This window comes from Aestuariivirga sp. (genome assembly GCF_041738905.1).
Lineage (GTDB): Bacteria > Pseudomonadota > Alphaproteobacteria > Rhizobiales > Aestuariivirgaceae > Aestuariivirga.
The window spans coordinates 15,625-38,929 of the sequence record NZ_JBGSOZ010000146.1; the positions used below are offsets into that span (position 1 = coordinate 15,625).

22 protein-coding genes are annotated in these 23,305 nt (G+C 62.5%); 8 read left to right on the top strand and 14 right to left on the bottom strand.

Features of this window, described 5'->3' with window-relative positions; all coding sequences use genetic code 11:
• Positions 1-2: 2 nt before the first annotated feature.
• Together ACEW8Q_RS13475 and ACEW8Q_RS13480 are read right to left on the bottom strand one after the other, a co-directional pair.
• Positions 3-632 carry a glutathione S-transferase family protein gene (locus ACEW8Q_RS13475; protein WP_373504575.1) on the bottom strand — a complete coding sequence of 210 codons (630 nt, stop codon included), beginning with the start codon at positions 630-632 and terminating at the stop codon, positions 3-5.
• Complete coding sequence (locus ACEW8Q_RS13480) at positions 629-1,411, bottom strand: phosphate/phosphite/phosphonate ABC transporter substrate-binding protein (RefSeq protein WP_373504576.1); 783 nt, start codon at positions 1,409-1,411, stop codon at positions 629-631. Before ACEW8Q_RS13480 ends, ACEW8Q_RS13475 begins: the two co-directional genes overlap by 4 nt.
• 51 nt (positions 1,412-1,462) lie before the next feature.
• Here ACEW8Q_RS13480 and ACEW8Q_RS13485 point away from each other — a divergent pair, with 51 nt between their 5' ends.
• The 4 genes from ACEW8Q_RS13485 (at position 1,463) to ACEW8Q_RS13500 (ending at position 5,754) form a co-directional block, all read left to right on the top strand.
• Positions 1,463-2,191: a glycosyltransferase family 2 protein gene (locus ACEW8Q_RS13485; protein WP_373504577.1), complete on the top strand. Its 729-nt coding sequence runs from the start codon at positions 1,463-1,465 to the stop codon at positions 2,189-2,191.
• Between the two features lie 189 nt (positions 2,192-2,380).
• A complete protein-coding gene (locus tag ACEW8Q_RS13490; RefSeq protein ID WP_373504578.1) occupies positions 2,381-2,674 on the top strand; it encodes an HU family DNA-binding protein in 294 nt (97 codons plus the stop codon).
• Between the two features lie 153 nt (positions 2,675-2,827).
• On the top strand, positions 2,828-5,263 hold the full coding sequence (locus tag ACEW8Q_RS13495; protein ID WP_373504579.1) for an FAD-dependent oxidoreductase: 2,436 nt from the start codon (positions 2,828-2,830) through the stop codon (positions 5,261-5,263).
• Positions 5,263-5,754 carry a YbaK/EbsC family protein gene (locus tag ACEW8Q_RS13500; protein WP_373504580.1) on the top strand — a complete coding sequence of 164 codons (492 nt, stop codon included), beginning with the start codon at positions 5,263-5,265 and terminating at the stop codon, positions 5,752-5,754. The genes ACEW8Q_RS13495 and ACEW8Q_RS13500 overlap by 1 nt, the downstream gene beginning before the upstream one ends.
• Here the strand turns inward: ACEW8Q_RS13500 and ACEW8Q_RS13505 are convergent.
• Positions 5,736-6,524: a 2OG-Fe(II) oxygenase gene (locus ACEW8Q_RS13505; RefSeq protein ID WP_373504581.1), complete on the bottom strand. Its 789-nt coding sequence runs from the start codon at positions 6,522-6,524 to the stop codon at positions 5,736-5,738. The genes ACEW8Q_RS13500 and ACEW8Q_RS13505 overlap by 19 nt on opposite strands.
• A 108-nt stretch (positions 6,525-6,632) precedes the next feature.
• On the opposite strand from ACEW8Q_RS13505, the gene ACEW8Q_RS13510 reads away from it, so the two are divergent.
• On the top strand, positions 6,633-7,523 hold the full coding sequence (locus tag ACEW8Q_RS13510) for a LysR substrate-binding domain-containing protein (RefSeq protein ID WP_373504582.1): 891 nt from the start codon (positions 6,633-6,635) through the stop codon (positions 7,521-7,523).
• Here the strand turns inward: ACEW8Q_RS13510 and ACEW8Q_RS13515 are convergent.
• The 6 genes from ACEW8Q_RS13515 to ACEW8Q_RS13540 are packed head-to-tail and all read right to left on the bottom strand — an operon-like array spanning position 7,486 to position 14,511.
• On the bottom strand, positions 7,486-8,025 hold the full coding sequence (locus ACEW8Q_RS13515) for a sarcosine oxidase subunit gamma (protein ID WP_373504583.1): 540 nt from the start codon (positions 8,023-8,025) through the stop codon (positions 7,486-7,488). The two genes, ACEW8Q_RS13510 and ACEW8Q_RS13515, sit on opposite strands and share 38 nt — an antisense overlap.
• Entirely contained in the window at positions 8,018-10,972 is a 2,955-nt protein-coding gene (locus tag ACEW8Q_RS13520) for a sarcosine oxidase subunit alpha family protein (RefSeq protein WP_373504584.1), read from the bottom strand. The genes ACEW8Q_RS13515 and ACEW8Q_RS13520 overlap by 8 nt, the downstream gene beginning before the upstream one ends.
• Positions 10,969-11,211, bottom strand: coding sequence for a sarcosine oxidase subunit delta (locus ACEW8Q_RS13525; RefSeq protein WP_373504585.1), 243 nt, complete (start codon positions 11,209-11,211; stop codon positions 10,969-10,971). The genes ACEW8Q_RS13520 and ACEW8Q_RS13525 overlap by 4 nt, the downstream gene beginning before the upstream one ends.
• Entirely contained in the window at positions 11,208-12,467 is a 1,260-nt protein-coding gene (locus ACEW8Q_RS13530; RefSeq protein WP_373504586.1) for a sarcosine oxidase subunit beta family protein, read from the bottom strand. The genes ACEW8Q_RS13525 and ACEW8Q_RS13530 overlap by 4 nt, the downstream gene beginning before the upstream one ends.
• A gap of 50 nt (positions 12,468-12,517) precedes the next feature.
• Positions 12,518-13,717 carry a multidrug effflux MFS transporter gene (locus ACEW8Q_RS13535; RefSeq protein ID WP_373504587.1) on the bottom strand — a complete coding sequence of 400 codons (1,200 nt, stop codon included), beginning with the start codon at positions 13,715-13,717 and terminating at the stop codon, positions 12,518-12,520.
• Positions 13,714-14,511, bottom strand: coding sequence for a M55 family metallopeptidase (locus ACEW8Q_RS13540; RefSeq protein ID WP_373504588.1), 798 nt, complete (start codon positions 14,509-14,511; stop codon positions 13,714-13,716). Before ACEW8Q_RS13540 ends, ACEW8Q_RS13535 begins: the two co-directional genes overlap by 4 nt.
• Positions 14,512-14,586: 75 nt before the next feature.
• Here ACEW8Q_RS13540 and ACEW8Q_RS13545 point away from each other — a divergent pair, with 75 nt between their 5' ends.
• Complete coding sequence (locus ACEW8Q_RS13545) at positions 14,587-15,792, top strand: cytochrome P450 (protein ID WP_373504589.1); 1,206 nt, start codon at positions 14,587-14,589, stop codon at positions 15,790-15,792.
• Positions 15,793-15,906: 114 nt separating this feature from the next.
• Positions 15,907-17,484, top strand: coding sequence for a trimethylamine methyltransferase family protein (locus tag ACEW8Q_RS13550; protein ID WP_373504590.1), 1,578 nt, complete (start codon positions 15,907-15,909; stop codon positions 17,482-17,484).
• A 60-nt stretch (positions 17,485-17,544) separates the two neighbouring features.
• Here the strand turns inward: ACEW8Q_RS13550 and ACEW8Q_RS13555 are convergent, their stop codons facing one another.
• Positions 17,545-18,471, bottom strand: a complete 927-nt coding sequence (locus ACEW8Q_RS13555) for a DMT family transporter (RefSeq protein WP_373504591.1) — start codon at positions 18,469-18,471, stop codon at positions 17,545-17,547.
• Positions 18,472-18,594: 123 nt separating this feature from the next.
• On the opposite strand from ACEW8Q_RS13555, the gene ACEW8Q_RS13560 reads away from it, so the two are divergent.
• Positions 18,595-20,052: an amidase gene (locus ACEW8Q_RS13560; RefSeq protein ID WP_373504592.1), complete on the top strand. Its 1,458-nt coding sequence runs from the start codon at positions 18,595-18,597 to the stop codon at positions 20,050-20,052.
• On the opposite strand, the gene ACEW8Q_RS13565 is transcribed toward ACEW8Q_RS13560, so the two are convergent.
• The 4 genes from ACEW8Q_RS13565 to ACEW8Q_RS13580 are packed head-to-tail and all read right to left on the bottom strand — an operon-like array spanning position 20,046 to position 23,252.
• Positions 20,046-20,861 (bottom strand): alpha/beta hydrolase, encoded by an 816-nt coding sequence (locus tag ACEW8Q_RS13565; RefSeq protein WP_373504593.1) that lies wholly within the window; start codon positions 20,859-20,861, stop codon positions 20,046-20,048. The two genes, ACEW8Q_RS13560 and ACEW8Q_RS13565, sit on opposite strands and share 7 nt — an antisense overlap.
• A complete protein-coding gene (locus ACEW8Q_RS13570; protein WP_373504594.1) occupies positions 20,858-21,478 on the bottom strand; it encodes a dimethylsulfonioproprionate lyase family protein in 621 nt (206 codons plus the stop codon). The genes ACEW8Q_RS13565 and ACEW8Q_RS13570 overlap by 4 nt, the downstream gene beginning before the upstream one ends.
• On the bottom strand, positions 21,475-22,107 hold the full coding sequence (locus ACEW8Q_RS13575; protein ID WP_373504595.1) for a dimethylsulfonioproprionate lyase family protein: 633 nt from the start codon (positions 22,105-22,107) through the stop codon (positions 21,475-21,477). Before ACEW8Q_RS13575 ends, ACEW8Q_RS13570 begins: the two co-directional genes overlap by 4 nt.
• 2 nt (positions 22,108-22,109) lie before the next feature.
• Positions 22,110-23,252 (bottom strand): iron-containing alcohol dehydrogenase, encoded by a 1,143-nt coding sequence (locus tag ACEW8Q_RS13580; protein WP_373504596.1) that lies wholly within the window; start codon positions 23,250-23,252, stop codon positions 22,110-22,112.
• Between the last annotated feature and the right edge of the window lie 53 nt (positions 23,253-23,305).

The following is a 23,305-nucleotide window of genomic DNA, read 5'->3' on the forward strand; positions in this document are numbered from 1 at the left end:
GCTCAAGCCGGCAAGGGGATCGTCTCCGGCTTCGGCACCGCATAGCCCTTTTGAACAGCGGGCCTTGCAGCAATGCCAAGATACCAGCGCTTCACGTTCGGAAATTCGTTGAGGTCGATGCGCTGCCATTCGTGCCGGGCGATCCACGGAAATGTGGCGATGTCGGCAATCGAATAGCCGCCGCACATATGGGCTTGATCTGCCAGAAGCTTGTCGAGCACGCCATAGATGCGGCGGGCTTCGGCGGAGAACCAGTCTTCCGCGAACGGGGCCTTGCCGGGGTTGTACTTGAGAAAGTAATGCGCACGCCCCAGCATCGGCCCCACGGCCGACATCTGCCACATCAGCCATTCGTTGACACGCACCCGCGCCTTTGCCTCGGCTGGATAGAACAAGCCCGTCTTGTCGCCAAGATACATGAGGATGGCGCCGGACTCGAAGACGCTTTGTCCGTTATCGCGGTCGACGATGGCCGGGATCTTGTTGTTGGGAGAGATCGCCAGAAACCCAGGCTCGAACTGCTCGTCCTTGCCGATGTTGACGGCATGGACCTCATAAGGGAGCCCCATCTCTTCGAGAGCGATCGAGATCTTCCGCCCGTTGGGCGTGCTCCATGTGTAAAGATCAATCATAGCAGGTCCAATCCCCGTCGGCGTTCCATTGCTGATTCAAGTTCGGTGATGCGCGCGTAATCTTGTGAGGTCAGCACGGAAAACCCAGACAAGAAAAGGTGATCGCGCGTCTCGCGCAAGGCAGGGTCTGCAAAGACGCCGGACAAGGCTTCCCGAAGTTCCCCGACATCTCCAGCGCGCGTGATCCATGGCAGGGCTGGAACCGACGGCGACCTTGCAATCTCGTGCAGGCCTTCCAGATCGGCGGGTCGATAGCGCCGCGCCATGGCAACGCAGACGGCATCGATGGCGCAGACATCCGCCCGTCCCTCGCGCAACGCCGCGAGAGACTTCAGGTGACCGCCTGTTTCGACGGCGCGGCCGAAGAAACGCCCCTGTTCCGCATAGGGTCCGAAGACGAGCTTCAGCGCGAGCATGCCCGACATGGAATCGGGTGTATTGACGGCAGCGACAGCGCCACTGAAGGCATCAAGCGGACGCTGCTCCCGGGCGAAGACGATGCTGCTGTAGAAGGTTCCGTCACATCCGTCGCAGCCATAATGCGGCGTGGCAACGAGGCTTACCTTGTCTTTCAGGGCATGGGTGAAGGGATATCCGCAGGTCTGGCTGAACAGCAGATCTTCGCGTGTCCACGCCGCAGCGAAATCCTCTGGCCTCGACAACCGCACGTCAGAACCGAGGCAGCGCGCCATGGCGGCCCAGAAATCATCAGTGGCCTCGCGCACCTCGGGCCAGTCATACATCGGAAGTGTTGCGATCATGGCGGCATCGTATAGCATCGGCCTTCGCCATCAAGCGATCCCCCTTCACCGTTCCAGCGTAGCAGCCGCATGACCAGCATTTCAGTCGTCATCCCCACGCGTGGCCGCCACCACTTCCTGAAGCAGGCCCTTGAAAGCGTGCTTAAGCAGACACACGCCGCGAAGGAAATCATCGTGGTGGATGATGGCGAGGGCGCGCTCGAAGCGGTGGGCCATATGCACCCCACGATCCGCGTTCTCGACAATCGCAAGCGCGGGCCAGTGCCGGCGCGCATTCTGGGCGTGTCGCAGGCGGCGGGCGACGTGATTGCCTTTCTTGACGATGACGACTGGTTCACCGATGCCGGCTATTTCGACACGGTGGCCCGCATCTTCGAGGGCGGCGCTGCCTTCTGCTACGCGGATGGCGTCATGGCTTTCGAGGACGGCCGGCCGCAATTGCCCTTTGCCTTCCATGCCGATGGCGAAACGCTCACACGCGACAACACGATCCTCATCTCAGGCGTCGTCTACCGCCGCAGCCTGCATGACGCACTGGGCGCTTTCGACGTCAGCCTGCCCTTCTATTGGGACTGGGACTGGTATCTTCGCGTGGCGCGCGCGGGGCATGCGCTCGTTCATGTCGAGCGTCCCGTGGTGGCGATCCGCGTTCATGCGCAGAACATGTCGGGCGAATCGCTCGAAGTGCAGCGTCGCGAAAATCTCGACCGGTTTTCAGCGAAGCATGGGCTTGCCCCCATTCCCCTGAAGAACCATCTGGACATCGCCACCGGTTCGCAGGGCAAGCCACCGGCCTGATGAAATACTCTGCAAGGCATTGAAATTTTATAGTATTTCTGATGTTCGCAATCGTTAACAAGGAGTTAACCCCCATTTACAAGGGTTTTATTGGCAGCCTGTGGAAAAACCCCGATAAAATAAGGGTTTTCACGAATCGAAAGCTGGGATAACGCTCACGCCCAGCCAACCCCCAAAAAGGAGAGAACAATGGCTGACGAAAAGATTGTGACAGTTGCCCTCTCGAAGATCGCAGCCGAACTGGCTGAGAAGCACGAGATGTCGAAGAAGGCCACCACCGAACTGCTGAATGCGTTCGTGGACCTGGCGGTGAAGAACCTGAAGAAGGGCCACAAGGTCCGCATCACGGGCCTCGGCATCTTCCAGGTGAAGAAGCGCCCCGCCCGCATGGGCCGTAACCCGGCCACCGGCGAAGCGATCAAGATCAAGGCTTCGAAGAAGCTGGCTTTCCGCGCCGCCAAGGAAGTCAAGGACGCGATCTAAGCGTCAGCTTCCTGCATTGAATTCGTGGCCCTGCCTCGCTTGAGGCGGGGCCATTTTCATTTGATGAATTCTTTTCACCGGCCATGCTGATTGCGGCTCGAGGGCCATCACGCTAAAACCCGCCGGAAACACCCAATCCATAAGGATATTTCCATGAAGACCCAGGCTCGTGTCGTGGTGATCGGCGGCGGTGTCGTCGGCTGTTCGGTGCTCTATCATCTCACCAAGGCGGGCTGGAAGGACGTGGTGCTGGTGGAGCGTGACATTCTCACGTCCGGCTCGACGTGGCATGCGGCAGGTGGCTTTCACACGCTCAACGGCGACCCGAATGTGGCCAAGCTGCAGGGCTATACGATCGCGCTCTACAACGAGCTTGAGAAGATTTCCGGGCAGGCTTGCGGGCTCCACCGCTCGGGCGGCCTCATCCTAGCGGATACGCCGCAGCGCATGGAATGGCTAAAGATGGCGCATGCCCGCGCCCGCTACCTTGGCCTCGAGACAGAAATCATCTCGATGGCGGAAGCCAAGAAGATGCATCCCCTGCTGGAAGAGAAGTTCTTCGTCGGCGCGATGATCGACAAGGCCGACGGCAACCTCGATCCCGAAGGCACGACTCATGCCTATGCGAAGTCGGCCCGCATCGGCGGGGCTGAAGTCTATCAGGACACAAAGGTCGAGGACCTGAAGCAGCGCGCCGATGGCACATGGGATGTGATCACGGCCAAGGGCAACATCCACGCCGAGCACATCGTCAACTGCGGGGGCCTGTGGGCACGTGAAGTGGGCCGCATGGTGGGCCTCGAACTCCCGGTGCTCGCCATGGAGCACATGTATCTCGTCACCGACGAGATGCCAGAGGTCGTGTCATTCAACAAGGAGCGCGGCCACGAGCTGCCGCACATCATCGACTTCAAGTCGGAAATCTACATGCGCCAGGAGCGCACCGGCATGGTGCTCGGCACGTATGAGCAGGCCTGCGTGCCGTGGAGCCCGAAGAATACGCCATGGCAGTTTGGCCGCGAATTGCTGCAACCCGATCTCGACCGGATCGCGCCGAACCTTGAGCTTGGCTACAAGCATTTCCCGGCACTTGCCAATGCCGGCATCAAGCGCGTCATCAACGGGCCTTTCACCTTCACGCCCGATGGAAATCCGATCGTCGGTCCTGTTCAGGGCGTTCGCAATTTCTGGCTCGCCTGCGGCGTCATGGCGGGCTTCAGCCAGGGCGGCGGCGTCGGCCTCGCGTTGTCGCAATGGATGGTCAATGGCGATCCGGGCTTCGACGTATGGGCGATGGACTGCGCGCGCTTCGGCGAATGGGCCACGCGCAGCTACACCAACGAGAAAGTGCGCGAGAACTATTCGCGCCGCTTCTCGATCCGCTTCCCCAATGAAGAACTTCCTGCCGCCCGCCCGCAGCAGACCACAGCACTTTACGACATCATGCTCGGTCAAGGCGCTGTGATGGGCGATTCATGGGGCCTTGAAACACCGCTATGGTTCGCGCCCAAGGGTGTTGAACCCAGGGACATCGTGTCGTTCCGCCGCTCCAACGACTTCGCGCATGTGAAGGCGGAGGTGATGGGCACCCGCAATGGCGTGGGCGTCACCGAGATCGCCAACTTTGCCAAGTACCGCTTCACGGGCTCGGGCGCTGAAGCCTTCCTGTCGCGGCTGATGACCAACAAGATGCCAAAGACCGGGCGCCTCGTGCTCACGCCCATGCTGAACCCGCAGGGCAAGCTCATCGGCGACTTCACCATCGCCAAGGCATCGGACGAATGCTTCTACATGTGGGGCTCTTCCCAGGCGCAGAAATACCACATGCGCTGGTTCGAGGCTCACCTTCCCGCCGACAGCTCGGTGAAGATTCATCGCTTCGACATGGGACTGGTCGGCCTTTCGATCGCGGGCCCGAAGTCGCGCGACGTGCTGGCTCAACTGACCGACGAGGATGTGTCGAACGCGGCATTCAGGTTCATGGACCATCGCGCCATGGACATCGCCAACTGCCCGGCCCTGATCAACCGCGTCACCTACACGGGCGACCTCGGCTATGAAATCTGGGTGGCCCCTGACTACCAGCGCCGCCTCTACGAGAAGATCATGCAGGCGGGGGCGGCGCATGACATCGTCAACTTCGGCATGCGCGCCCTTCTCGCCATGCGCCTCGAAAAGAACTTCCCCACCTGGTACCGCGAGCTTCGCCCGATCTACGGCGGGTTTGAGGCGGGCATGGACCGCTTCATCGACCTCACCAAGAATGACTTCATCGGCCGCGACAAGGCGATGGAAGAAAAGGCTTCGGGCGGCACGCTGCGCCGTGTCTCCATGGTGGTCGAGGCAGGCGATGCCGATGTGCTGGGCGACGAGCCGATCTGGCACAAGGGCAAGGTCGTGGGCTGGGTCACGTCCGGAGGCTTCGCGCATTACGTGAACAAGTCGATGGCGCAGGGCTATGTGCCGAAGGAACTGGCGGGCGACACGGAGCAAGGTGCCTTCGAGATCGAGATCATCGGCGAGAACCGCAAGGCCACCATCATCACCGAGCCGCCGTTCGATCCCGAAGGCAAGCGGATGCGGGGCTGATGCGCCCATCGACGCACCCACAGGCGCTTCGCGTGCAGTCCGCGCTGGGTGCGGGCTACACGGTCGTCGAATTCGACGAGAGCACGCACACATCGCAGCAGGCGGCGGATGCCATCTGCTGCGATGTGGCGCAGATCGCGAAATCGATTCTGTTCCGCAGCAGCCAATCGGGCCGCGCCGTGATGGTCGTGGCATCTGGCCGGAACCGCGTGGATGAGAAGAAGATCAGGGCGCTGCTGGGCGAGAAAATCGAACGGGCTTCACCCGAATTCGTGAAGGAGATGACAGGCTTCGAGATCGGCGGCGTGCCTCCGCTCGCTCATGCACGCGATGTCACGGTCTTCATCGATCAGGATCTCAAGAACTATCCGGCTGTGTGGGCCGCAGGCGGCACCGGCAATGCGGTGTTCGAAATTGCTTTCGATGCGCTGGTGAGACTGTCGCGCGGGACAGTTGCCGACATCGCGAAGGCTCAAGCCGTCCTGCCGTAGAAGCCGATCTGGTCTTCCTTCGAGAAGGTGACGCCCGGCCGGTCGAAATACGAGAAGACGGCGATGATCCGTTCCTTCTGTCCGCGCACCGTGCTCACCTTGTGCGCGGTGTTCTTGCCACGGAACACATTGAGGGTTCCCGCCGCAAGCTTCAATGTCTTCACTTGCGTGTCTTCGCCCCGCAGCAACTTCGCCACGCCGTCGTAGTTGGGATCGTCGTCGGTCCGGAGATCGCTGCGATAGACGAAATCGCCGCCTTGCTCCGGCGCTTGCAGAAGCAGGGTCGTCGTGAACTCGCTGCGGTCGAAATGCCAGTTCAGCGCTTCGCCCTCGCGGTAGGCCATCACGTTCGCGCGGGCCAGCGCATCTCGCATCGGGTAGAGCGCAACATTGTCCATGGTAGCGGCGAGGAAGGTGATGAAGGGCGACCACTCGTAAATCCACAAGGGAACGGACTGCATGATCTGGTCGGCACAGACGGTGTGGTTCACCGTTTCGCAGAGTTGAAGGGCCGGGTGATCGGGCTCAAGCCCCGGAATGTCTTTCCGGAAGTAGATGTTGTGCGAGCGGCGATGCGTGAAGGAGAGCGTATCGAACACGGGGCGGAGTTCCGCGATTGCCTTGTCCAGCGCCTCGGGTCTCACCAAACCTTCGAGATTGTACATGCCGTCTCGCGCCAGATCGGCCCGGCACTTGTCGACAAGCGCATGCCATGCGGCAGTACCTGGACGGTCGAGCGGATAGCGGTCGAGATCGAGAAGGTTGCGCATTGACGTTCCCCCGGAAGCCTGGACCAGACATGTCAAAGGCAGGGGCTTCCGGCAATCCAGAAAAATGTTAGTCTGGCTCAGAAAAACTATTTCAAACGGAAAGCACTGTTGCAGCTTCCTCCCCTCAATGCCTTGAAATCATTCGAGTCTGCGGCACGAACCGGCGGCTATGTAACGGCTGCGACCGAACTTGGCGTGACCCCAGCAGCGGTGAGCCAACAGGTGCGGCATCTTGAGGAATTCCTGGGGCGGAAGCTGTTCACCCGGCTCAACAACAGAATCCTTCTCACCGATGCAGGCAAGGCGATCTTTGCCGGAATAACCCCCGCGCTCGAGGATATCGCGGCGCTCACCACGCGCGTCATGTCAGGCAGCAGCCGGTCGAAGCTGGTGGTGAGCGTCATCCCCTCACTTGCCGAATGCTGGTTCATGCCGGCCCTGGCGGACTACATTGCACTTGGCGCCGCCATCCGGATCGACCTTCGCGTCGAGGACGATCCTGTCGACTTCGCAAGCGGCGAGATTGACCTTCGGGTATGCTACGGATCCACCCAGTATCCTGAGCACCACACGGTGCCGCTATTCCGCGATCATGTGGTGCCGTTGTGCGCTCCTGTTCTTGCCGCTCAGGTTTCGATTGCATCGGCGGACGACAGCCAGTTCATCCATACGAACTGGGGAAAGAGCTTTGCCTCGCACCCGTCGTGGGGCGATTGGTTCGGGCGCTTTCAACCCGCGCGCCGCTTCGATTCCACGAAGGGGCACCGCGCTGGCTCATCGCAACTGGCGCTGGATTTCGCCCGCCGTGGACTTGGCATTGCGCTCGGCCAGCGCGCATTGGCCCAAGAATCCATCAGCACGGGCACACTTGTGGTGCTTCAGGACGATTCATTGCCGCTCGGCCATGACTACTGCGCGGTGCACCCGATGACCAGGGCGCGGCGGGCAGGTCTCGCCGAGCTTAACGCGTTCCTGCAAACTCGAGCGCCGCGTCCGTGAGAACCTCCCACACATTCAGTGCGAAGCTCCGCATCGCGTAGATGTCGAAAGCATTCTCTCCCGTGCAGTGGACGGTGACCGGCGTGTGATGAATGCCGGTCATGGCGAAGTGTCCGGGCACGAAGGTTGCGGGATGAAAATCCAGCGGCATGAGCTTTGACAGCACGTCGCGGGCGGGCGCGCCCTCGATGGCGATCCGCACGCGGCCATGAGACAGCGGCGTTACGGCGCATTGCCCAGCAAGGCGCACGCCTGCGTCATCCGTCTCCGGCCCGACGATCCAGAATTGCGATGGGCCGATCCGCATGACGGTGCTGCCCTCGTGCTCATGCGAGACGCCCACCTTCAACGCCACGTCCCCGGCAATTGCCGAGAGCTTGTCTTCGAAACCATCATCAAGCCCCGAGACTTGCGTGAGCGTGAAGCCAGGACGTTCAGTGATGGAGAGCACCGGGCTAGTATAAGTCTTTGCCTCGGCAAGGGCAGACGTCCGCTCAAGCATGGAGGCGCGCTCCTTCGTGATCGATGAAATGCGGCGAGACGATCTTGAGCCTTGCCTGCTCGTTCTTCAGCGGGAAGGCCGCGATGATCTCCTCGCCTTCATGCTTCAGTCCGCCCTGGTAGAGGCCCAGCGCGATGAACTTGTTAAGTTCCGTCGACCATGTGACGGAGGTGATGTAACCGCGGCCGTGTCCCTTGATTTCATCTGTAGCCGCGAACAGGATCGACCCGCCGCGCAGTTTCTTGTCCGGTTCCATCAGCTCAAGCCCGACGAGGCTCCAGCGGGAGGGCGACTGGCAATCCTCGCGGAAGCGCATCGCCTTGCCGACATAGTCCTTCTCCTTGCCCGCCATCTTGCCGAGGCCCAGATCATCCAGCGTGTTGCGGTGATCGAGTTCGAGACCCGCCACATGGCCCTTCTCGATGCGGAGCGAGGCCAGCGCCTCGAGCCCGTATGGCTTGATGCCGAGTGGGGCGGCGGCCTTGAGGATGTGCTCCCACAGGCTGATCGCAAAGCCCGCCGCAACATGGACTTCGTAAGCAAGTTCGCCGGAGAACGACATGCGCAGCAGCCGAACAGGCACGCCTTCGAAGACGATGTCCTTGCACCCCATGTGGGGCAGGCCTTCGGTCGAGATATCCGCTTGCGGGAAAGCCAGTTGCAGCGCTTCCCGCGCCTTCGGACCCGACACGGCCATGCCTGCCCACTCGTCGGTGAGAGACGCCACCTGCACGTTCAGCTCCGTCCAGTGGCATTGCAGCAGGTATTCGAGCCACGACATCACCTCACCCGCCTGCGCGGTGGTGGTCGTCATGTAGAACTGCGTATCCGAGATGCGCGCCGTGGTGCCATCGTCCACCACAACACCGTCATCGTTTAGCATGACGCCGTAACGCACCTTGCCGACGGGGAGTTTTGCGAAGCCGTTGACATAGACGCGGTTGAGGAATTCGGCAGCGTCCGAGCCCTGGATATCGATCTTGCCCAGCGTCGAGACATCGGCAAGGCCTACGGCCTTCCTGACGAGTTCCATTTCCTTCACATAGGCCGTCTCCGGTGTTGCACCCGCCCAGGCATAATACCAGGCACGCTTCCACAGGCCCGCATCGATGAAGGTGGCGCCGTTCTTCACGTGCCAGTCATGCAGCGGCGAGCGGCGCACAGGGCGGAAATGCGAGCCCACCGTGCGGCCGGCGATGGCACCCATGGTCAGCGGCGCATAGGGCGGGCGGAACGTCGTGGTGCCGGCTTCCGGAATGGTGATGCCGCGATGCTCCGCCATCAAGGCCAGCGCATTGATGTTGGATGTCTTGCCCTGGTCGGTGCCCATGCCCAGCGTCGTGTAGCGCTTCAGGTGCTCGACGGACTGATAGCCTTCCTGATGTGCGTTCTTCACATCCTTCAGCGTTACATCACTCTGGAAGTCGACAAAGGCCTTGCCCCTTGCCGATTGCGGCAGCGACCAGACAGGCATGATGGCATAGCTCCGGTCGGTCACATGTTCGGGCGGATAGACGGGGCGCGTCTTGCCGAAGCCCGTGACGGCTGCGGCCCTCGCGCCGGCGTTCGAGCCCTCGGCCACGGCGGCAGCGAGACCGAACGTTCCCATCATCCCGCCGGCGCCAAACTGCGTTGCCGCGAAGCCGCCGGGCACGAAGCCCGCGACCGTCTCGTCATAAACCGGCTTGATGCCGCCGTGCGACGAGAGGTGAACGACCGGCGACCAGCCGCCCGCCATGCCGAGCACGTCGCATTCGATGCTCACCGCATGCGCGCCGCCCAGCTTCACGCGCGAGATGGCCTTGGAACCTTCGACTTCAGCCACGCCGGTGCCGGGGAAGATCGCAATGCCCATGGTACCTGCCCTGGACAGGACACCTGCCGCGACAGTGGATCGATGATCCGCCACGGTGACGGCAACACCCGCCGTTGCAAGATCGATGGCAGCGTCATAGGCCGTGTCGTTGTTAGTGACGATCATCGCGCGCTTTTCGGGTGCCACGGCAAACCGGTTCACATAGGTGCGGAGTGCCGAGGCCAGCATCACGCCGGGACGGTCGTTGTTAGCGAAGACCAGCGGGCGCTCGATGGCGCCTGTCGTCATCACGATCGACTTGGCGCGGAGCGAGGTGAGGATCTGGCGGGCCTGGCCCTTGCGCGGGTCAGGCCGCAGATGATCGCGGCGTTCGACCAACACGGCCAAATTGGCGTCGTAGAGGCCCTGCACAGTCGTCCGTGTACGGATTGTCATTTCCGGCATCCGCTGGAGTTCATCAACGCAGGCCAGCCGCCAAGCCTCGTGTTCGGGATCGTTGCCCGAGAGAAGGCTGCCGCCAAGCTCGGTATCCTGTTCCGCCAGCACCACACGCGCGCCGCTGCGGGCCGCTGTCAGGGCTGCCGCAAGGCCGGCAGGACCAGACCCCACGACAAGAACATCGCAAAACGCGTAGCGGGTTTCATAGCGGTCCGGATCGGCAAGGCCTGAGGATTTGCCCAAGCCCGCCGCATTGCGGATGAATGGCTCGTAGAACATCCACGAGCCCTTGGTCGGACCCATGAAGGTCTTGTAGTAAAAGCCAGACTGGAACAGCGGCGACAGGATGGAATTGACCGCCATCACGTCGAAGTCTGGCGAGGGCCAGGCGTTCTGCGAGCGAGCGACTAGTCCGTCCACCAGTTCCGTCACCGTGGCGGCCACGTTCGGTTCAGCCGTGGGGCCTTCACCCAGCGTGAAAAGTGCGTTCGGCTCCTCGATACCCGCCGACAGGATTCCGCGCGGACGGTGATACTTGAAACTGCGGGCGGTCAGGACCTTGTTGTTGGCGAGCAGTGCCGAGGCCAGCGTATCTCCGGCATAGCCATCGAGTGCGGCATCATTGAACCGCACCGAGACATGCCGCGCGCGATCGATGCGGCCACCCTTGCTCAAACGGCGGAAGGTCTTCATGCAAGGCCTCCGATCTCGTTGGTGGCCGTGTTGCGGTTCAACCTGAACCACTGCCTGCAGCCCAGCACATGCTGCCAATATTCCGTATGCGGACCTTTTGGGTTGTCGAACACGAAGTAATAGTCATGCCAGGTCTTGAGATCGCCGGTGCCGTGGGCCGGGCGCTGCTTGGTGGCATCGCCGCCATAGCGGAATTCGGAGACGTCGCGGTCGCCGCAATAGGGACAGGGAACGATCATTGCTTGTAGGTCCAGTTGCCGAGGCCAAACTCGTCGAGTTCCCTGCCCTTCTCGAAACGGTCGAGGGCGAAGTCGCGGTTCAGCTCGTGCTCGTTGTCGTTGGCGATGGTGTGCGAGAAGGTCCAGCCCGAGGCCGGTGTCGCCTTGAAGCCCTGATAGCACCAGCCGCCGTTGAGATAGAGGTTCTTCACCTCCGTCTTGCAGATGAAGGGGCTGCCATCCGGCGTCATGTCCTGAATGCCGCCCCAGTGCCGCAGCAGCCTGAGGCGAGAGATGAAGGGCATGAGCGAGACGGCGCATTCGGCCACCGTCTGGATGCGCGGGAACTGTCCGCGCTGGGTGTAGGTGTTGAAGCCGTCGATATGGCCGCCGAACACAAGGCCGCCCTTGTCGGATTGCGAGAGATAGAAAAGCTCCGCGCCCCAGCTCACCACATGATCGACGATGGGCTTGATCGGCTCGGTCACGAAAGCCTGCAGGATGTGGCTTTCGACGGGCAGCCTGAGCCCCGCCATCTTCGCAACTTGCGAAGTGTGGCCCGCGACCGCGATGCCGACCTTGCCGGCATTGATGCGGCCGCGCGAAGTTTCGACGCCCGACACCTTGCCGTCCGCGATGACGAAGCCCGTCACCTCGCAATTCTCGATGATGTCGACGCCGAGTTCGCTCGCGGCCCGTGCATAGCCCCAGGCCACCGCATCGTGGCGAACGGTGCCGGCGCGCGGCTGCATGATGGCGCCATAGATGGGCCAGCGCGCATCGCTCGAATGGTCGAGATAGGGAAGAAGCTTCCTCACCTCGCCGGGGTCAAGGAGTTCGGCGTCGATGCCGTTCAACCGCATGACGTTGCCGCGCCGCGCGAAGACGTCCATCTGCCCATGGCTTACGGCGAGCACGATCTGGCCCCGTTGCGAGACCATGCAGTTGAAATTGAGGTCGTGGGAGAGGCCTTCCCACAGTTTCAGCGAATGCTCGAAGAACGCGGTGTTGCCGCCCAGCATGTAGTTGGACCGGATCAGCGTGGTGTTGCGGCCCACGTTGCCGGACCCGATGTAGCTCCGCTCGATCACCGCGACATTTCGGATGCCGTGGTTCTTCGCGAGGTAATAGGCCGTGGCGAGCCCATGCCCGCCGCCGCCGACGATCACCACGTCGTAGGAGGGCTTGGGTGAAGGTGACGCCCAGGCGCGCGGCCAGGGCAGATCCGGCTGCAGGGCGTGGCGGGCGAGATTGAAGGCTGAGTAATGTTTGGTCACGGGACGAGGTGCTATCAGAACTCACCCGGCTCCGGCAAGGTGTGGAAAATTCACGCCCTGCGGCGTTCTGCCCATTCCGTCGCGGCCAGTGCCAGCAGGCCAAGGCCGGTGAATCCTGCCGCAAGTGGAAGCACAGTGCCGTCATACTGCTGACCGATGAGGCCGCCTGCCACGATGGCGATAAGCGACGAGCCAGCGCCCGCGATTGCCGCCGCCATGCCGGCGATCCGTCCCATGGGTTCGAGAGCGATGGCGTTGTAATTGCCGAACAACAGGCCGCAGCAGAAGAAATTGGCGAAGAGATAGGTTCCGAGCAACCATAGTGGCGGATGCCCCGCCGTGAACAGGCTCGCCACGAGGAAGAGCGCGGAGAGAATGATGTTTCCCCGCAGCGCCCACTTTGAAAGGTTGCGCATGCCATATTTCATGACGAGGCGCGCGTTGAGTATCATGGCCAATGCAATCGCTATGGCGAAGACGCCGAACCAGACGGCGAAGAACTCGCCTTGCCCATATTGCTCGGCGAAGAGCTGCTGCGAGGTTCCAAGATAGCAGATGAAGCTGCCGAAGATGCAGCCCGTGGCCAGCGTGTAGCCCATGGCGACGGGATGACGGAGAACCTGCGTGGCGGCGGATAGCAACGCCTCGCCCGAGAGAGGACTCCGCCGGTCGCGGGGCAGCGTTTCCTCTTGACGCAACCACAGCCACAAGCCCGCGATGAGGCCCATCATCAGGAAGCCCGCAAAGATGGCGCGCCAGTTCGCCACGAGCAACACGAGTTGCCCGATGGTGGGCGCCAGGATCGGCACCAGCATGAAGACGGTCATGACGAAGGACATGACCCGCGCCATAGCGGCGCCCGCGCTTCCGTCGCGCACCATGGCAATGGACACGATGCGGGGCGAGGCGGCCCCGAAGCCCTGGATAAAGCGTCCGACCAGCATCATCTCGAAGCTCGTCGAGAAAAGGCACATGAGCGAGCCCAATCCATAGAAGCCGAGGCCTATGAAGATGGCGGGCTTCCGTCCGATCGAGTCGGACCACGGCCCGTAGATCAGGGTTCCAAGCGTCATCCCTGCGAAGAAGCTGGTGATGATGAACTGCCGGCTGTTGGGATCGGCGGCGCCGAGCTGCTGCGCGATCTGCCCGATGGCCGGCAGCATGGTATCGATCGACATCGCCACCATGGCATTGAGCAATGCCACGAGGATGATGAATTCGACGGATATGCGGCCGGTGCCCTGCTTCATGTCACGTAGTTCAACATGCGCAATACATCGAAATATTGCCCCGTTTCGAAGCGCACGGCGCGGTCGCCGACGTGTACCATGCCGGGATACCACTGGTGGCGGGCCGCCAGAACCGGATTGCTGTAGACGATCTCGACGATCACATGGTCCGGCACATGGAGAAGGGATTGCCGGAGGTCGCCCTTCAGCGCCTGCGCTGCGCCCTCGCGGATGGCCTTGGTCGCGGCGGCGGGCGTCATGGAGACGGTGGACTGGCCCCTGCCTTCCTTCACGGCGCAACGGCCCACATGCGGGTTGATCTCTTCGATCTCCTGCATCAGCCCCTGGTCGCCGCTGACGAATACGGTAGGCACGCCGAGCATGGAGGAGGCCAGCGCATGGATGAAGAATTCCGAGGCGCGCCGCCCGTTGATGCGAATTTCGGCGGCATCGTGTGACAGGGTATGAGCGAGGCTGCTGGCCTCCGAGCCCGCGGCGCTGTGATAGCCGATCATCATCACGGCATCGAAGCTCTCGTCCAGTTCCTGCACCATGCAGAGCGGATGGCCAGCCCAGGCCCTCACGAGGCGCACGTCAGCCGGCAGCATGGAGGCGATGAGGTTGCGGCCCGATGAGTGGGCGTCCTTGACGAGAATCTCGGTCGCGCCCGCGATCATGGCGCCCTCGATGGCGGCCACGGCCTCCCGCGTCATCTGCTCGCGGAATTCGGGATAGTCCGCATGCTTCTTTTCGGCCTCGTCCCAATGGGTGATGCCGGCGCAACCTTCGATGTCGACGCTGATAAAGACTTTCATGTGCGGTGCTCCTTCGCAGTGGCGCTTCATAGCCGCACTTGCCCGCCGACGCGAGTTCGCTAGAAGATGGCAGCCATGCGCATCGATACCGCCCGCCGCTCCGTCTCGCTCGATCCTGTCGATCCGGATTTCTTCAACAATCCTTATCCAGCCTACCACGCCATCCGCGCCGAGGTTCCCGTGTTCAAATGGGAACAGTATGGCTACTGGTGCTTCGCCCGGCATGAGGATGTGAACGCGTTGCTGCGCGACCGCCGCTTCGGGCGGCAGATCCTCCACGTGGCGAGCCGTGAGGAACTGGGCTGGCTGGAGACGCCGCCGCACCTCAAACCCTTCTACGATTTCGAATCCCGTTCGCTTCTGGAACTGGAGCCTCCCGTCCACACACGCCTGCGGAGCCTCGTGAACCGTTCCTTCCTGTCGCGGCAGGTGGAGCGGCTGAGGCCGATGATCACAAACCTTTCCAATAGGTTAATAGACCGTTTTGAAACAGCACATGAAGTTGATTTGCTGCCCGCGTTCGCCACCCCCATTCCGGTGATCGTGATCTGCGAGTTGCTTGGCGTTCCGCCGGACATGTCACAGCAGTTGCTCGCCTGGTCGCACGACATGGTGGCGATGTACCAGGCGCGGCGCGATGCTGCGATCGAGGAAGCGGCGGTCAAGGCCACCATCGCGTTCAGCGACTTCATGCGCGGCTATATCGCGCAACGTCGGAAGCAGCCTCGCGACGATCTTCTCTCGGAACTCATTCGTGCGGAGGAGCAAGGTGCGAAACTGACCGAGGACGAACTCGTCACCACGGCCGTCCTGCTCCTCAACGCCGGCCACGAGGCGACCGTCCATGCCATCGGGAACGGCATCAAGTGCCTGCTCGAACACAATGTGCGCGACGGAATCGGAGAGGGCCACATCGAGGAGACGCTTCGATACGATGCACCGCTCCACCTTTTCACCCGCTATGCGCTGGAAGATCTCGACTACGCGGGGATCAAGTTCAGGAAAGGCGAGACGGTGGGGCTGATGCTGGGTGCCGCCAACCGCGACCCTGGGCGCTTTCCCGCGCCGGACCGGTTCATTCCGGAGCGCGAGCCGAACCCGCAGGTCAGCTTCGGCGCTGGCATCCACTTCTGCATCGGTGCGCCTCTGGCGCGGCTTGAGATGCAGATCGCCATGCCGCTGCTGTTCCAGCGACTGCCGAAACTCAGGCTGGCAGAACAGCCCCACTATCGCAACGCCTACCACTTCCACGGGCTTGAGAGCCTGAAGGTGGCCTTCTGAGCCCTTTCAGCGGGCGTCGTTTCCGGACCATCGGCTGACGTTTCCTCCCCTGCCCGCTTCCTCTGTTGAGCGTAAACCAAGGGTCACGTGAAAACTTCTCAACAGGCTTGATCCATGACCGATGTTCAGCCCGCAACGCCTCCGACCGGCCGCCGCGCCCGAGGCGGTGCCGATGCCCGCCGCGCCGCCCGCACCTCCTCCACCGTGAAACAGGCGGGCTTCGTCCGCCGCGCGATCAAGCCCTACGAACCGTTCAGCGACGACCAGCTCGAACTCATCGAGAACAATGCCGAGACGGTCCTGCAGGAAACTGGCATCGATTTCTATGAGGACGAAGAAGCGGTCCACATGTGGAAGGACGCGGGCGCCGACGTGAAGGCGAATGCCACCGACACCAAGCGCTTCCGCGTGCGCTTTCCCAAGGGCCTTGTCCGTTCGCTGATCAGGACGGCGCCGCGCGAATACGTTCAGTACGCGCGCAACCCAGCCAACAACGTCACCATCGGCGGCAACAACACGGTGTTCGCGCCGGTCTATGGCCCGCCCTTCATCCGCAATCTCGACGAGGGCCGCCGCTACGCCACGATCGAGGACTTCCGCAATATCGCCAAGCTCGTCTACATGCTCCCGAGCCTGCACCACGCGGGCGGCACGCTCTGCGAGCCAGTGGACGTTCCAGTGGCCAAGCGCCACCTCGACATGATCTACACGCACATCAAGTACAGCGACAAACCCTTCATGGCCTCAGTCACGGCGGGTGAGCGCTCGGCGGATTCGGTCGCCATGGCCGAAATGGTGTTCGGAAAGGACTTCGTCGACCAGAACTGCGTGATGACCTCGCTCATCAATGCCAATTCGCCCATGGTGTGGGATGGCGTGATGCTGGGCGCGCTGAAGGTGCTGGCGCGCGCCAATCAGGCTTGCGTGATTTCGCCCTTCATCGTGGCCGGCGCCATGTCGCCCACGACGACCGTCGGCACGCTCACGCAGATTCTGGCGGAAGCTTCCGTCGGTATCGCCTTCACCCAGCTGTGCCGTCCGGGCGCACCCGTGGTGTTCGGCACGTTCGCCGCCTCGATGTCGATGCAGTCTGGCGCGCCGACGTTTGGCTCGCCCGAGCCCGCACTGGTCACCTTCGGCGCGGCCCAGCTGGCGCGGCGCATGGGCGTTCCATTCCGCTCAGGCGGCGGGCTTTGCGGTTCCAAGGTTCCCGATGCGCAGGCGGCTTATGAAAGCGCCAACACGTTGTGGCCAACTTTGCTCTCGGGCGTCAACTTTTGTCTCCACGCAGCGGGCTGGCTCGAAGGCGGCCTGGCTTCGTCCTATGAAAAGCTCATCATGGATGCTGACCAGCTGACCATGTTCCAGAAGCTCGCCGAGGGTGTCGACTTCTCGGAAAATGGACAGGCGATGGACGCCATCCGCGAAGTGGGTCCCGGCTCGCACTATCTGGGCTGCACGCACACGCAAAACAATTTTGAAACCGCGTTCTGGCGCTCAGGCCTCGCCGACAATAATTCGTTCGAGCAGTGGCGCGATGACGGCGAGAAGGACATCGTGGTCCGCGCCAACACGCAGTGGAAGAAGATGCTCAACGAGTATGAAGCCCCGCCGCTGGACGAGGGCATCGACGAGCAGCTTCAGGCCTTCATGGCCAGGCGCAAGGAAGTGCTGCCCGACAACGTGAGCTGAGTTTTCAGCCAATGACACATCAGATGGCCAGGCATTGTCCCGGCCATTTTCGTTTGGGATTCACACCTCTTCCGGCGCGCGCTTCTTGAACTCGCTCCAGGTGTGATAGCCGACGCCGCCCACGACGAGCACGGTCCCCAACGCGTGAGGGAGGGTGAATTCCTCGCCCAGGATCGTCACCGCGAAATAGATCGTCAGCAGCGGCGACACGTTGGAGATCATGGCGGTCGAGGCCGCACCGATCCGCCCCATTCCGGCGTTGACGAAGAAAGACGGAACGACGGTGGCCAGAAGGCCCGTCGCCGCCGCCAGCATGAAGTAGTTCGTGGACATCGAGGTATCGAGCCCGCCCCGCGCAATGAAAACATGGGCCAGCGTGGTGATCGCCGCGGCCGACAGCGCCACGGAGGTGAAGAGCGTCGATCCCATTCGTCCGATATAGCGCTTGGCCACCAGCTGATAGACGGCAAAGGCTACGGCCGAGCCCAGCACCAGCAAGGTGCCACGCGTGACGTTCGATCCTTCCATCCGGAGATCCGACACGAAGACGAAGGCTAGACCTAAGTAGGAAACCACGGCGGCAATGACGCCAGCCGAGGTCAGGCGCATGCCGAAAAAGGCGGCGCCAATGAAGATCAGGAAAATCGGATAGGTGAAAAGCGCCAGCCGTTCGAGCTGCGCCGTGACGTAGAGCAGTCCGGCGAAATCCAGCACCATCGCAAGATAATAACCGATCAGCCCGATGCCGATGGCGCCCAGAACCGACTTGCCATCCGGCATGGGTCGTCCTTCACGCTTGCGCCGGGCCAGTTCGAAAAGGCCGACCACCACAAAGACGGGTAGCGCAAAAACCATGCGCCACGCCAGGATCAGCAGCGCATCGAAGCGCTCTTCATAGGCGAGCTTGATGAAAATGGCCTTGGACGAGAACAGTGCCGAGCCTGCGGCGACGAGCAGGTATCCGATGATGAGGCTGCGGCGGTCCATGGAACCGCCTTCCTACACAAAGGACCCTCCGCCGTCTGCATGGTCTATTGCAGTTCTGGCATGCGGGAGCGCTTTTGCGATGGTGCCCGCTGGGCTAGGCTTGCAGCAGATCAGGAGTTTCCTATGGCCAGCCTTCCCCTGCATTTCCGTTCCGCGACCGAACTCGCCCGCCTGCTTCGCATCGGCAAGGTGACGGCTTCTGCCCTGCTGGAGGAGTGCCTCGACCAGCATGCAAGGCACAATGGCGTTCTGAACGCGGTTGTCGTCACCGACATCGAGCGGGCGAAGAAGCAGGCGCAGGCCTCTGACCGCCGCCTGAAAAAGGGAAAGCCCATCGGCCCCTTCGATGGTGTGCCGATGACGTCGAAGGAGAGCTTCGACTGGACGGGCACGCCCTCCACCTGGGGCGATCCGCGCTTCAAGGACAACATTGCATCGACCGATGCGGTCGCCATCACGCGCCTCGCGGAGGCGGGCGCTGTCATGTATGGCAAGACCAATGTGCCGCTGATGCTGGCTGACTGGCAGAGTTTCAATGCCATCTACGGCACCACAAGCAACCCCTGGGATGTGACGCGCGCTCCCGGAGGATCGTCGGGAGGCTCCGCCGTGGCGCTCGCCACCGGCATGTCGGCGCTCGAAATCGGTTCCGACATCGGTGCCTCGATCCGCAATCCGGCGCATTACTGCGGTGTGTACGGTCACAAGCCCACCTATGGCGTGGTGCCCTACCGCGGCCATCTGCTGCCCGGCGTGGTCCAGACAGGGGACATCACCGTCGCCGGCCCTCTCGCGCGCTCGGCGCGGGACCTTGCGGGCATGATGAAGGTGCTGGCGGGGGCGGATGGCACGGAGGCGCGCGGCTATACGCTTTCCCTTCCGCAGGCGAAGCAGAAATCGCTGAAGGACTTCCGCGTGGCGGTGATGGTGACCGACGAGCAGTCGGAAGTCGACCTGCCGGTGCAGGACCTGCTCGGCAAGCTCACCACGTTCCTCGGCAAGCGCGTGAAAAAGCTCTCGACTACCGCGCGGCCGGAATTCTCATCGAAGGAAGCGATGGACGTTTACATAGCACTTCTGCGCTCGGCCACCAGCCGCAGGCAGACGGATGCGGACTATGCCGCCAACTTCGCCAAGGTCGCAGCCTCCGACCCTCTCGACGACAGCTATCTGACCAAGATGCTGCGGGCCTATGTGCTGCCGCACCGTGACTGGCTCCGCTACAACGAGCGCCGCCACCAGATGCGCCTGTTGTGGGACCGGTTCTTCGAGGACTGGGACGTGATGCTGTGCCCCGCGGCGGCATCGGCCGCATTCCCGCATGACCAGAAGGGCGAGCGCCACGAGCGAACCATCGAGGTCAATGGCAAATGTGTTCCGACCACGGATCAATTGTTCTGGGCGGGCTATTCGGGGGCGTTCCTGCTCCCCTCCACCATAGCGCCCATGGGCTTGACGGCACAGGGCCTTCCCGCAGGCGTCCAGATCATAACGCGGCAGTATTGCGACTACACGTCGATCCGTTTCGCCGAACTTCTCGAAAAGGAATACGGCGGCTTCATCCCGCCACCTGGCTATTGAGCGGGAATGTGCTGGCGGAAGAAGTCTGCCTCGCGCCGCCAGATGCGCTCTTCCTGGATCACCTCGTGCCTGCCGCCCGGAATGACCACGAGTTCCTTCGGCTCATTCGCCATGGCAAAGAGACGGCGGCCATTGTCGACCGGGATCAGCGTATCGGCATCGCCATGCTGCACCAGCAGCGGCACCTTCACCTTGCCGATGAAGTCCCGTGACTTGAACGTGTCCTTCATCAGCAGGCGCACCGGCAGCCACCAGTAGATCTCGGCTCCAATGTCCACGGTCGCCGTGTAGGGCGCTTCGAGCGCCAGCGCGCCCACGGCGCGCTGTGCTGCAAGCTGAACGGCGACGCCGGTGCCGAGCGACTCGCCCACGACCGCGATCCGCTCTGCAGGAATGTTCCACTTGATGAGGAAGTCATACGCGCTCAGCGCATCCGTGATCAGTCCCGCTTCCGAGATTGAGCCGGTGCTTGCGCCATAGCCACGGTAGGAGACGAACAGCGCACCGAACCCTTGCGACTGATAGTAGGCCAGACGGTCCGCGCGGCCACCCACCTCGCCGCCGTTGCCGTGGAAGAACAGGATCGTGGGCATCCCCTCGCTGGCCTCTGCAAACCACGCGACGATGGTCTCGCCATCGGGCGTTGCGATCTTCTCGATCGTGACGCCCGAGAGGCCTTCGCTCTCCGGCATCAATCCCCTGTTGGAGGGATGATACTGGAGGCTGCGCTGCTGCAGGTACATGTAGAGCGTAATGCCGGCATAGACCACGGCGGCGAACACCACCGCCATCCGCAAGACCATCATCATGAGGCGAGTTTCGCGGGCGTTCCCACATCCCTTGTCCAGCACCACACGGCCAGAAGCGGCGCGCCGCCGGTCTTCGTCGCGTGCATGGTCATGGGAGGATGCCAGATCGTTGAGCCTTGCGGCTTTTCTTCAAACGGTCCGCTGTCCCTGCTCCACAATGAACCCGAGGTGAGCGGCCAATAGAGTTCGGGTGCGGGATGGTAGTGGTCGCGATAGTGCCGGTCCGGCCCGAGCATCAGCAGTCCCAGCAGGACGTCATCGCCCGCGAAGAAACCGTTGGGGCCAATGATCTCGGCCCAGCCGTAATTGTCGGCAAACCCCTCTCCCAGAACGGCATCGCTGTAGGTGGACGACTGCCGCCAGCGCAAGCCGTCCTCCGTGGCGGCGATGGCGGCGGCCAGATCGCTGTCAAGCAGCATGGTCTCGCCGATGCATTGCGGCAGGTGGCGCAGCACAGGCAGCGTCGCGGGGTCAGGTTCGCGGAAGAAAGCCTCGCCCAACGGCTGCTCCGCCAGGCGTTCCAGAACAGTGGAAACACCTTCGCCGTGACGGGCATTGAGACCGCGGGCAATGGCGCCGATCATCCAGCGCACGGAGTCGAAAAGGTCCTGATTCACAGGCCCGCTTCTATCACGGCCCAATCGGAAGCGGACACTACTTTTGCGGGATAGTGAACATCCTTTGTCCAGCCGAAAAGACAGAGGAATGGCACATCCGTCACAAGTGTGGCGTGAACGGCCCAGGACGGGTTCCAGACCAGCACATGCGCGGGCGTCTCGATCCAGGGGCCATCCGTTCCGAAGCGCCAGCGGTGCGGACCTGTGACCGGAGCGTAGAGCTCGGGCGCTGCATGGTGGTGGTCACGGTAGAGCGTCCCGGGCGTGATGAGGAACAGGCCCAGCTCGAAATCGTCGGCCAGCACATGCCCTTCCCTGCCGATGAGGGAAGCAAACGCATGGGCCACGGGAAATCGTGAGCCAATCGTGTCGTCATAGGCGTCATAGGTGATCCAGCGCAGATCGGGGCGGGCCAGACCGATGGCGCGCTTCAGGCCTTCCGCCTCCGTGATGGATTGAAGCGCTTCATCCAGCCAGCCGCAGAGCGGCATGGGTTGCGGCGGCAGCGGTCCCGCAATATTACCCTTACTGCGCGCGATACCATCGACGACCTCGCGGGCGCCATCCATGTCGAACGCCCGCAGATAGTCCTCGCAGGCGTCGATCAGCTGACGGACAGGATCGCTCATCGTCAGGCCAGGGTCAGGAAGCGTTCGGCCAGCATCACGAGTTCCTTGTCGTTGGGGTAACGCGTTGTGGACTTCCGCATGGGGTTGTTGGCCGGAGACGCCATGTGCGCCGCGAGAAGTGCCGGGTTGCCGAGGTCGAGGCCATCGCCTTCGAGCGATACCTTGATGCCGGTCGCGCGCACCAGCCGCTCATAGGCCTTCACGGCATCGCCGGCGCCCATCGCCTCTGCCACCCGGGCGAAGGCCGCCCGGTTTCCTTCCGCCACCCAGTCCATCGTCGCCAGCATGGCGAGGCCCGTGGCGCGGCCATGCGGAATGGGGGCAAGGTCCGCCACGGCATGGGAAATATTGTGCGCCAAGGCCGTACCGCAATTGTCGATGCCAATGCCGCCGTAGCAGGAACCGAGCAGCATGGCGCCGCGCGCCTCGATGTCGTCTGGACGTTTCACCGCCTTCTCCAGATTGGCGGAGATGAGGCGGATCGCCTGATGGCAGTAGAGATCGTTGCCGTCATGGCGGTGCTTGTTGGTGCTGGCTTCGATCGCATGAACCAGCGCGTCGAGCCCGGTGGCGGCGGTGATGTGCGGCGGCACGCCGACAGTCAATTCCGGATCAAGGATCGCCACGTCGGGTTTCAGTTCCTCGCCCCAGGCCCAGACCTTCACCTTGTTGTCATCGGCATAGACCGAGACGCGCGTGACTTCCGAGCCGGTGCCGGCTGTCGTCGGGATGGCGATGATGGGAAGCCGCTTCTTCGGAAGCGGCGTGGCGCAAAGTGCATAGGCGGCGGCCTTGAAGCCCGAGACCGCACAGGCCGCGACGAGCTTCGCCGTATCGAGCGCGGAACCGCCGCCGAGCCCCACGATGACCTTGGCGCCGCTCGCCCGCGCCATATCCGCCGCCGTGTCGATATCGGCCTGCCTCGGCTCGCCATTCAGGCCATCATAGACGACGGTCTCGAAACCCGCCTTGCCGAGAATGTCGAGCGCCAGCCCGGTGATGCCCAGCGCCTTCAACGCCGGGTCCGCAACCATCAGCACCGTCGCCCCGCTGCCGCCCAGCGCCTTGGCCTTTGCCGCGACATCGGCGAGGCGGCCTGCGCCAAACAGGATTTCCGGAATGTGGCTCAGGGTAAAGCTGTTCATGGTGATGTTCCGCAAGATCGATTCACGCTTCGGATAAGTGGCCGACCGGGCAC

Bases quoted from the DNA above. Each gene is read 5' to 3' on its own strand.
- ACEW8Q_RS13500 (WP_373504580.1), top strand. From the start codon at position 5,263: ATGCGCCCATCGACGCACCCACAGGCGCTTCGCGTGCAGTCCGCGCTG.
- ACEW8Q_RS13525 (WP_373504585.1), bottom strand. From the start codon at position 11,211: ATGATCGTTCCCTGTCCCTATTGCGGCGACCGCGACGTCTCCGAATTC.
- ACEW8Q_RS13535 (WP_373504587.1), bottom strand. From the start codon at position 13,717: ATGAAGCAGGGCACCGGCCGCATATCCGTCGAATTCATCATCCTCGTG.
- ACEW8Q_RS13490 (WP_373504578.1), top strand. From the start codon at position 2,381: ATGGCTGACGAAAAGATTGTGACAGTTGCCCTCTCGAAGATCGCAGCC.
- ACEW8Q_RS13555 (WP_373504591.1), bottom strand. From the start codon at position 18,471: ATGGACCGCCGCAGCCTCATCATCGGATACCTGCTCGTCGCCGCAGGC.
- ACEW8Q_RS13480 (WP_373504576.1), bottom strand. From the start codon at position 1,411: ATGCTATACGATGCCGCCATGATCGCAACACTTCCGATGTATGACTGG.
- ACEW8Q_RS13520 (WP_373504584.1), bottom strand. From the start codon at position 10,972: ATGAAGACCTTCCGCCGTTTGAGCAAGGGTGGCCGCATCGATCGCGCG.
- ACEW8Q_RS13545 (WP_373504589.1), top strand. From the start codon at position 14,587: ATGCGCATCGATACCGCCCGCCGCTCCGTCTCGCTCGATCCTGTCGAT.
- ACEW8Q_RS13550 (WP_373504590.1), top strand. From the start codon at position 15,907: ATGACCGATGTTCAGCCCGCAACGCCTCCGACCGGCCGCCGCGCCCGA.
- ACEW8Q_RS13475 (WP_373504575.1), bottom strand. From the start codon at position 632: ATGATTGATCTTTACACATGGAGCACGCCCAACGGGCGGAAGATCTCG.
- ACEW8Q_RS13575 (WP_373504595.1), bottom strand. From the start codon at position 22,107: ATGAGCGATCCTGTCCGTCAGCTGATCGACGCCTGCGAGGACTATCTG.
- ACEW8Q_RS13485 (WP_373504577.1), top strand. From the start codon at position 1,463: ATGACCAGCATTTCAGTCGTCATCCCCACGCGTGGCCGCCACCACTTC.
- ACEW8Q_RS13565 (WP_373504593.1), bottom strand. From the start codon at position 20,861: ATGATGATGGTCTTGCGGATGGCGGTGGTGTTCGCCGCCGTGGTCTAT.
- ACEW8Q_RS13495 (WP_373504579.1), top strand. From the start codon at position 2,828: ATGAAGACCCAGGCTCGTGTCGTGGTGATCGGCGGCGGTGTCGTCGGC.
- ACEW8Q_RS13515 (WP_373504583.1), bottom strand. From the start codon at position 8,025: ATGCTTGAGCGGACGTCTGCCCTTGCCGAGGCAAAGACTTATACTAGC.
- ACEW8Q_RS13540 (WP_373504588.1), bottom strand. From the start codon at position 14,511: ATGAAAGTCTTTATCAGCGTCGACATCGAAGGTTGCGCCGGCATCACC.
- ACEW8Q_RS13580 (WP_373504596.1), bottom strand. From the start codon at position 23,252: ATGAACAGCTTTACCCTGAGCCACATTCCGGAAATCCTGTTTGGCGCA.
- ACEW8Q_RS13505 (WP_373504581.1), bottom strand. From the start codon at position 6,524: ATGCGCAACCTTCTCGATCTCGACCGCTATCCGCTCGACCGTCCAGGT.
- ACEW8Q_RS13560 (WP_373504592.1), top strand. From the start codon at position 18,595: ATGGCCAGCCTTCCCCTGCATTTCCGTTCCGCGACCGAACTCGCCCGC.